Origin of the sequence: Janthinobacterium agaricidamnosum NBRC 102515 = DSM 9628, from assembly GCF_000723165.1 — a bacterium.
In the GTDB taxonomy this organism is placed as follows: domain Bacteria; phylum Pseudomonadota; class Gammaproteobacteria; order Burkholderiales; family Burkholderiaceae_D; genus Janthinobacterium; species Janthinobacterium agaricidamnosum.
The window spans coordinates 2,995,938-3,004,745 of sequence record NZ_HG322949.1; the positions used below are offsets into that span (position 1 = coordinate 2,995,938).

Consider the following 8,808-nt stretch of genomic DNA (forward strand, 5'->3'; position numbering starts at 1 on the left):
CCCCGGCGTGATCGTGACGCTCTTGCCCAGCAGGTCCAGGTCGCCGCCGGCCGCGATGTCGCTGCCGGAAATGTTGAGGGCGCCGCCGGCGGCGATCGTCACATCGCCGCCGGTCGAGCCGACCGCGCTGCGCGACTGGCCGCTTTGGCTGGTCGCGTCGCGCTCCTGGTCGACCGTGGTGGTGCGTGTGCCGTAGCTGATGCCGAAACCGCCGCCGCTGAGGAAGCCGCTTTCCTTGACGCTACGGTGCTGCGATGCGGTGCTGCTGTCGGTCGCCGCTGCGATCGTGATGTCGTGTTTGGCGATCAGGCTGGCCGCGCCGTCGCTGAGGATGCTCGACCCCGTCACCTTGATGTCATGGCCGGCCGCCAGCGCCACCGTGTTGCCGCCGAACGCGCTGCCCGACGCCATGCTGCGTTCCAGCGTGTCGCGGCTGGTGATCGTTTCGCTGTGCAGGAAGCCTTTTTCGGTATGCTGGTGGCCTTCGTCGAGCGAGGTCTGGTTGATACCGGCGGTCAGGTTCACGTCATGGCCGGCGCTGGCCACCAGCGCCTGGCCGGCCTGCACGTCCGCCGCCCGCGCGTTCAGGTCGTTGCCGGCCTGGAGCGCGATATTGCCGCTGGCCTGGATCTGGCTGCCCACGTCGGTGCTCGTACTGTCCTTGCGGTAGTTGTTCGCATCCCAGTGCAGGCTGTTGGCGCTGGCCGTGGTCAGCGTGCCCAGGTTGATGTCGCGCCCGGCGCTGACGATGGTATTGCCGTCCTGGCCGGCATTGCCGATCACCCCGGCCAGCAGGCTGACGTCGCGCCCGGCGGCGGCCACCAGCGTACCGCTGCCGCCGCTGCCGTCGCCGGTCACGTACAAACCGGCCACCCGGTCCAGGCCGGTGCGGCTGAAGCTGTTGCCGCCGGCGCTGCTGGACCCGCTGTGGCTGGTGCTGTCGATGTGCAGGTCGCGCCCGGCCGTGGCGATCAGCTGGCTGTTCGCCGACATCGCGCCGCCGATGTTGTTCAAGTCGTTGCGCGCCGCCACCGCCACCGCATCGCCATGCACCCGCCCGCCCAGGTTGTCCACGTTTTCGGCGCTGAGCTTGACCACCTCGCGCCCGGCGATGGTGCCGCTGTTGGTCAGATCGCCGGACAGGTTGAGGTTGACCTCCTTGCCGGCCAGCAAGGAACCACTGCCATCGAGGTCGCCGTCGCGCAGCCGCAGATACACTTGCGGCACCAGCGCCTTTTGCGTGCTGCCGTCGGCCAGCGTCACGTCGCGCTCGACCAGCCAGACGATGTCGCTGGTCAGCGCCGCCATCTGCGCCGGCGTCAGCGCCACGCCGGGATGCAAATCCCAGGTCTTGGCGTAGACCGCGCCGGAGTCCATCAGCCCGCGGTATTGCTGCTCGTCGCTGCTGTAGTCGCCGGCGAAACGCTGGCCGGTCAGTTGCGCCACCTGTTCGCGCACCAGCTGCTGTTCATAAAAGCCGTCGCCCAGCCGCTTCTGCGTCACCGACGGATCGGCCTTGACCTGATTCAGCAAATAGTCGGAACCGGTCCATGCGCGGTAATTGGCGAAGCGCGGGTCGGTCTCGACCAGGTAGTGCGACGATGGCGCCGGACTGATCTTGAACAGACTGGCGTTCGGCAACACCACCGACGCCGGGCTGCTGCGCACCACTTGCGCGCCGCCCGATGGATGGGCCAGCGCCACTTGCGCGATGCCGTTCAGGCGGACCTGCCGCGGCGCACCGTTGGCCGCATCCACCTGGACCGCGCCGCCGGATGCGCCGCCGACGCTGGCGCCGGCAGCCGGCGCCAGTGTCGTTTGATGGTTCGCGCCGACACCGGAGACGGCACCTGCCACCGCGCCCGTGGCCGCGTCGACGCCGCCGGCCTGGCCGGCGTTGCCGGTGCGCTCGCTGCCCTGCGGGCCGCTGCCTGCGCTGGCCGCAGCGGCGCCGTGTCCGGATGCATTGCCGACGCCGCCCAGGCCTGCAAGCGCCTTGACGATGGCCGATGACTTGACATCGGCGCTGGCACTGCCGGCGGCGCTGGTGGCGCCATCGACGCTGGCTATGGCGACATTGGCCAGCGTGGTGCCGCTGCCTTGCGGCGCGGCCAATTGCTGTTCCCTGGCCACGTTGAGCGAAATGGTTTCAATCTGGTCCGGCGGCGCATAGCCGGTGCTGCTATGGCCGGTGTCATCCCGGCCCCTTTTATGGTTGCGCCAGAAAGAATGGGCGATACCGCTGTCGCTGGTGATTTTCTGCCCCGCGGTCTGGCTGTTCGACACCGACATGCCATGCAGGTCCAGCAAGCCGCCGGCGATGAGATGGCTATTGTCGTTCAATACCTGCCCGGCGTTGATGGAAATGTTGCGGCCGGCCGTGATGCGCCCCGGATCGGAGCTGACCACTTCGCTCTGCCGCGTGGTGCGCACGATATCGTAGCGGTTCCACTCTTCGTAGGTATTGTCGGGCGTGCGCAAATGGTCCGACTCGTCATTATAGACCTCGACGCCGGGCGTCCCGGCAGCGTAGCGCTGCGCCACGCCCTTGCCCTGATACTCGGTGACATTCTGCGGCCCGGACGGACCCGACATGGCGACCTCGAAGTGGCTATTCAGGTTATTGATATGCTCCGCTGCCAGGCTCAGGCTGCCCAGCGCTTCGATCGATGCGCTGGCGTTGTTCAGCACCGCGGCGCTGCCGCTGGCCTGACGCTTGGCGTCGAGCGCGCCGGCTATGGCCATGTCGTTGCCGCTGAAAATCAGCGCGTGTTCGCGGTTGTTGATGACCTGCGCGCCGATGTTCAGGTTTTCGCGCGCGGCGATGGTCGCGGCGACGCCGTTCTCAACGTCGTTGTTCAGCGTCGCCGCGGCGATACTCAATTGGCTGCCGTACAGGCGGCCAGTGCCGAGGTTATTCAGCGTGCCGGCATTGAGCTCGGTGGCCACGCCGTCGATCAGGCCGCGGTTGTTCAACACGCCGCTGGCGCTGACGCGCGTGGTCGCGGCGCTGATGTCGCCGCTGGCGGTGTTGTCGAGATTGACGGCGCCCAGCGTCAGCGTGCCGCCGGCCTGCAATTTGCCGGCATTGACAAAGTCGCCGGCGATCGTCAGGCCGAGGTTGCGGTTGGCGGTGATTTCGCCGCCGGCGCCATGGATGTAATTGCCGCTCAAGTCCAGCGTCAGGTCTTGCTGCGACAGGATGCGCCCGTCGCCGCCGAGGCTGGCGGCGCGGATCTCGGCCAGCGTGCCGGCGATCACCGTGCCGCCGCCATTGCTGATGACCAGGCTGCGGCTGGCGCCGTCGTCCCTGACGCTCAGGGCGGTGCCGGCGCTCAGCAAGCCGAGGCTGTTGTCGAAGGCGCCGGAACCGCTGAACGTCAGCTGATGGTCGGCGCGCAGCGCGCCTTGCCGGTTATTCAGGCTGCCGGCGCTGATCGTCAGGTCGATGCCTTCCAGGCCCTGGTTGCTGCCCTGGGTGGCGCTATTGTCGATCGCGGCCGCGTTCAGCGTGGCGGCCGCGCCGGAGCGTATCAAGCCCTGCCGGTTGTCGATGACGCCGGCCACGTCGAGGTTCAGCTTGCCGACCACTTGCCACTGGCCGTTCTGGTTGTTCAAGCCGGCCAGGCTGAGCGCCAGGCTGGACTGGCCGGCGATCCGGCCGCCGCGATTGTCGAGCAAGCCGGCATGGCCGGTCACCGCGCCGGCCGCGCCGACATAACCGTCGCGGTTGCTCCAGTCGCCGACCGCCAGGTTCAGACCGGCGCCGCTGACGATGCCGCCCGGATTGCCCTGCAGATTCCCCAGATTGCGCGCATACGACAGGGCGTTGGCATTGTTCAGCGCCTGGCCGTGGGTGTCGATCGACAGCCCGGCGCCCGATTGCAGCAAGCCGCCGTCATTGTCCAGCGCGCCGCTGCGCACGTTCAGCGCCTGCGCGGCGACGATGGTGCCGATGCTGTTATCCAGCGCCGCCAGGCCGGTATCGATGCTGACATTGCGTCCGGCGATGCTGCCGGACAGGGTATTGCTCAAGCCGGCGCCGACGATGGCGATATCGCCGGCGGCCTGGATCGCGCCGCCGTCGTTGAGCGCGATGGCGCCGCTGGACAGCTTGATATCGCCTTGCACCGACGCGACCTTGCCGCCGCGGTTATCGAGCGCCCCGGCCGCCACGGCCAGGTTACCGGTGGCCGCCAGCAAGCCGCCGGCATTCTGCAGCGTCCCGCCGATAGCCGCGTCCAGGGCGCCGCCGGCGGTGATCTTGCCGTTCTGGTTCAGCAGCGCGCCCAGCGCGGCCGTCAGCTTGCCGCCGGCGCCGATGTCACCGGCATTGCTGTTGTCCAGCGTGCCGCCGCCGAGATCCAGGCTGGCGCCGCCGCCGGCCTGCAACTTGCCGCCCTGGTTATTCAGGGATTGCGCGGCGATCGCCGTATTGCCATTGCTGGCGATGCTGCCGCCGCGATTATCCAGGCTGACGCTGGCCCTGATGCCCGCCTGGCCAAACCCCAGCTGGCTGATCTCGCCTTGCCGGTTATCCAGCGTGCCGGCCGCGATCGTCACCTGCTGCGCGATGGTGCTGGCGTTGCGGTGGTCCAGCGTGGCGGCGGTCAGGCTCAAGCCGCCGTTGCTGGTGATCTGTCCGCGCTGGCCGTTCAAGCGGTCGGCCTGGATCACCAGCGCGCCATTGCCGGCGTGTTCGATCTTGCCGTCGGTATTGAGCAGCGTGGCCGCAGCCAGCGTCAGATTGGCGCTGTTGACGGCGATGCGGCCGGATGTATTGTCCAGCGAGCCGGTATCGATCCGCGTGGCGCCGGCGCCGCTCTGGACCAGGCTGCCGTGGCTGTTGTTCAGATTGGCGGCCCGCAGCGCCAACTGGCCGGCGCTGACCGTGCCCTGGCTGTTGTCCCAGGTTTGGCCGGGGTTGGCCTGGGCGCTGACCGTCAGCAGGCCCGGCGTGGTCAGCGTCGCGGCGCTGGTGCCGACATTGCCGCTGCTGGCCGACAGGCTGATCGTGGCGGCGCTGGTCTGGCTGGCGCCGATATCGAGCGACGCGCCGGCCAGGCTGGCGCTGCCGGCCGCCAGGTTCTGGCCGTTGGCGCGCAAGCCCTGGCGGGTCTGGATATTCAGGTCGCCGCCGGCATTGAAGGCGCCATCGGCCTTCAGTCCGGCGCCGATCAGGCTAGCGGCGGAACTGTCCAGGCTATTGGCGCTGATCGTGTTATTGCCTTGCGCCAGGATCACCCCGCTATTGCTGATCGCGCCGCTGGCGGTCAGCGTCTGGCTGGCGCCGGCGTACAGGCTGCCGCTGTTGACGACATTGGCCGCCGTCGTATCCAGCCGGGCGCCGGCAAACACCGTGCCGGCGCTGTTGTTCAAGTCGCCGATGGTCAAGACCGCATTGCCGGCCACCGCCCGCACGCTGCCGCGGCTATTGTCGAGATTGGCGCCGCCCAGCGCCAGGTCGCGGCCGGCGGCGATGGTCCCGTCGCTATTATCGAGGCCGGCGCTGGCGTCGAGACGCATGCTCTGGCCGGCCGTGATGCCGCCGTGACCATTCAACAGCAGCGCCGCGTCGATCGCGGCGTCGCCATTGGTCTCGATCTTGCCGCCGCCATTGTCGAGCCGCTGGCTGGTCCGGATGCTGGTATGCGCCTGGCCCAGCTGGACGATGTCGCCATTGCGGTTGTCCAGCACGCCGGCCGACAGCGTCACCTGGCGCGCCACCGTGCTGGCGTTGCGGTGATCCAGATACGTCGCCGCCAGGTCCAGCGCGCCATTGCCGCTCAACTGGCCGCGCTGGCCGTCGAAATTGTCGGCCCGGATCGCCAGCGTGCCGGCGCCGGCATGTTCGATCTTGCCGTCCTGGTTGTTCAAGTCGCGCGCATTGAGCGTCAGATTGGCGCTGTTGACGGCGATGCGGCCGCCGCCATTGTCCAGCAAGCCCGTCTCGATCGCCGTATCGCCGCTGCCCGTCTGGACGATAGCGCCGCCGCGATTATCCAGATTCGCCAGCGCCAGTTGCAACTGGCCGGCGCTGAGCTTGCCTCCCTGATTAAGCAGCGTTTGCCCATTGCGCGCATGGGCGGTGATGGCCAGCAAACCGGCCGTGCTCAGCACCGCATTGCCGGTGCCGATATCGCCGCCAGCGGCCGTCAGCGCGATATTCGCGGCGCTGGTCTGGCTGCCCGACAGGTCCAGCGCCGCGCCGCTCATCAGCAGGTCGCCGGCGGCCAGGTTTTGTCCGCCGGCCTGCAACAGCCGCGCCGCGCCGACCGTCAGCTTGCCGGACTGGAGCAAGCTGCCATCGGCCGTCAGGCCGGCGCCCAGCAAGCCGCTGCTGCGCACGTCGCCGGCGCGCAGCGTGGTGTCGCGCAGCGCCGCGATCGAGCCGCTGTTGTCCAGCGTGCCGCCGACATCCAGATGCTGGTCGCGCCCGGCGTACAGCACGCCGTCGTTGCGCACGTCGCCGGCCACCGTGGCCGTCAAGTCGCTGCCCGCGCTCAGCGTGCCCTTGCGGTTCGACAGGCTGGCCGCCTGCAATGTCAAGGCGCCCGTAGCGGCCTGCAGCAAGCCACGCTCATTGCCGATCGCCGTGCCGGACAGTTGCAAGGCGGCGCCGGCGGCGATCACTCCATCGCTGTTATCGAGCGCGCCGCCGCTGTCGACCCGCGCCGCCAGCGCGGCCGTGATGCGCCCCCTGGCATTGGCCAGTGCGCCCGCTTGCAGGCGCAGGTCGCCATTGGCGACGATGGCGCCGCCGCTATTGTCGAGTTGGCGCACCACCGCCACCGTCATCGGGCCGGCGCCGGTTTGCAGCAGGCGGCCGTCGCGGTTGCTCAGGCTGGCGGCGTGCAGCGTCACTTGCTGGCCCGACGTACTGGCCTGGTCGTGGTCGATGTCGACCGCGCCGATATCGACCAGGCCATTGCCGGTGATGCTGCCGCGCGCGCCGTCCAGCGCGGTCGCCCTGATCGTCAGCGCGCCGGCGCCGGCATGCTCGATCTTGCCGCCGGTATTGGCCAGCGTGGCCGCGCCCAGCGCCAGATTGGCGCTGTTGACGGCGATCCGGCCGCCGCTATTGTCGAGCCGGCCGTCCGGCGCCGTCAGCACGATCGCCGTGTCGCCGCGACCGGTTTGCACGATGCTGCCGCCGCGGTTATCCAGGTTCGCCGCCTGCACCGCGAGCTGGCCGGCGCTCAGGCTGCCTTGCGCATTGATCAGCGCCCGGGCCTGGCCGGCGCCGGCGTTGATGGCCAGTCTGCCGGCCGTGCTGACGCTCGCATGGCTGGTCAGCACATTACCGGCATGGGCCGTCAGCGCCAGGTTGGCGGCGCTGGTCTGGCTGCCCGACACATCGACCGATGCCCCGCCCAGGCTGGCATTTCCCGCCGCCAGGTTTTGTCCCAGCGCGCTGATGCCGCCGCTGGCCGTGATGGTCAAGTCGCCGCCTGCCAGCAAGCCGCCGGCGGCGTTGATCCCGGCGCCCAGCAGGCTGCCGGCGGCGCTATCGATGCTGGCGGCGGCGATGGTCGTGTGGCCGCGCGCCGCGATCGCGCCGCTGTTCACCAGCGCGCCGCTGGCATGCACGGTCTGGTTGCCGGCCGCGTACAGGCTGCCGCTGTTGTTGATATTGGCGGCGCCGAGATCCAGGCTGCTACCGGCCGAGATACTGCCGCCGTCATTGTTCAAGCCGCCAATCGCCAGCGCCGCGGCGCCGCCGATGGCCTGGATCTGGCCGCGGCTGTTATTGACATCGCCGGCGGCCAGCGTCAAGCCGCCGGCCGCCGCCAGCACACCGCCGCTATTATCCAGGCTGGAAAGCACGCCAACACTGGCGCTGTCGCTTGCAGCGATGCGGCCCTGGCCATTGTGCAGCGTCGCCGCGGCCAGCGCCAGCGCGCCATTGGTGTCGATCGTGCCGCCCCGGTTATCCAGCCCGCCGTGGATGTGCAGCGCGGTTTGCCCGGCGCCGGTTTGTCCGATGGCGCCGCCGCGATTATCCAGCGTGCCGGCATCCAGCGCCAGTTGCGCCGCCACGGTGGATGCGCCGCGGTGGTCCAGCGTATCGGCCTTGAGGACCAGCGCGCCATTGCTGCCGATCTGGCCGCGCTGGTCGTTGAACGTGATCGCGCTGAGCGACAGCGCGCCGCTGCCGGCGTGCTCGATCTTGCCGCCGGCATTGCTGAGCGTGGCCGCCTGCAAGGTCAGCTGATTGCTGTTGCTGGCGATCCGGCCGGCGCTGTTATCCAGTTGCCCGGGCAGCCGGATGGCCAGCTCGGCGCCGCCCAGCTGCATGATGTCGCCGCCCGCGTTGGACACATCATGGGCCGCCAGCGTGAGCTGATTGGCGATCACGCGGCCGCCGTCGGTGCGCAACAAACGCGCCGCATCGAGGCCCAGCGTATCGCTGGCGCCGATCACGGCGCGGCTGGCGTCCAGGTCGCCCTGGCTGGTCCCGATGGCGATGCGCGCGCCGGACAGATTGGCGTCCGACAGATCGGCGGCGGCGCCGTGGATGCTGGTCGCGCCGGCCGACGCGGCCACGCCGTGGATGCCGATGGCGCCTTGAGCGTCCAGCGTCAGGTCGCCGCTGGCGCGCAGCGTATTGTCCGGGTTGACGCCGCCGGCCAGCAGCGCGCCGGCCGCCGAATCGATGCGCCCGGCGGCGCTCAGAGCGGTATTGCCGAACGCCGTGATCGTGCCGCTATTGACGATATTGGCCTGGCTGGCCAGGTGCGTGTCGCCCTGCGCGTGGATCACGCCGCTGTTGGCGATATCGCCGCCGGCGCCGATGTGCACCTGGTT

At 69.4% G+C, this 8,808-nt stretch carries 1 protein-coding gene (cut by a window edge); it reads right to left on the reverse strand.

Going from position 1 to position 8,808, the window contains the following annotated elements; genetic code table 11:
- Positions 1 to 8,298, reverse strand: partial view of a hemagglutinin repeat-containing protein gene (locus GJA_RS12700; protein WP_479686747.1) — the 5' portion only. 24 nt of this gene lie to the left of the window's left edge; 8,298 of the gene's 8,322 nt are visible here — the first part of the coding sequence; its start codon is at positions 8,296 to 8,298; the stop codon falls past the left edge of the window.
- Positions 8,299 to 8,808: the final 510 nt, after the last annotated feature.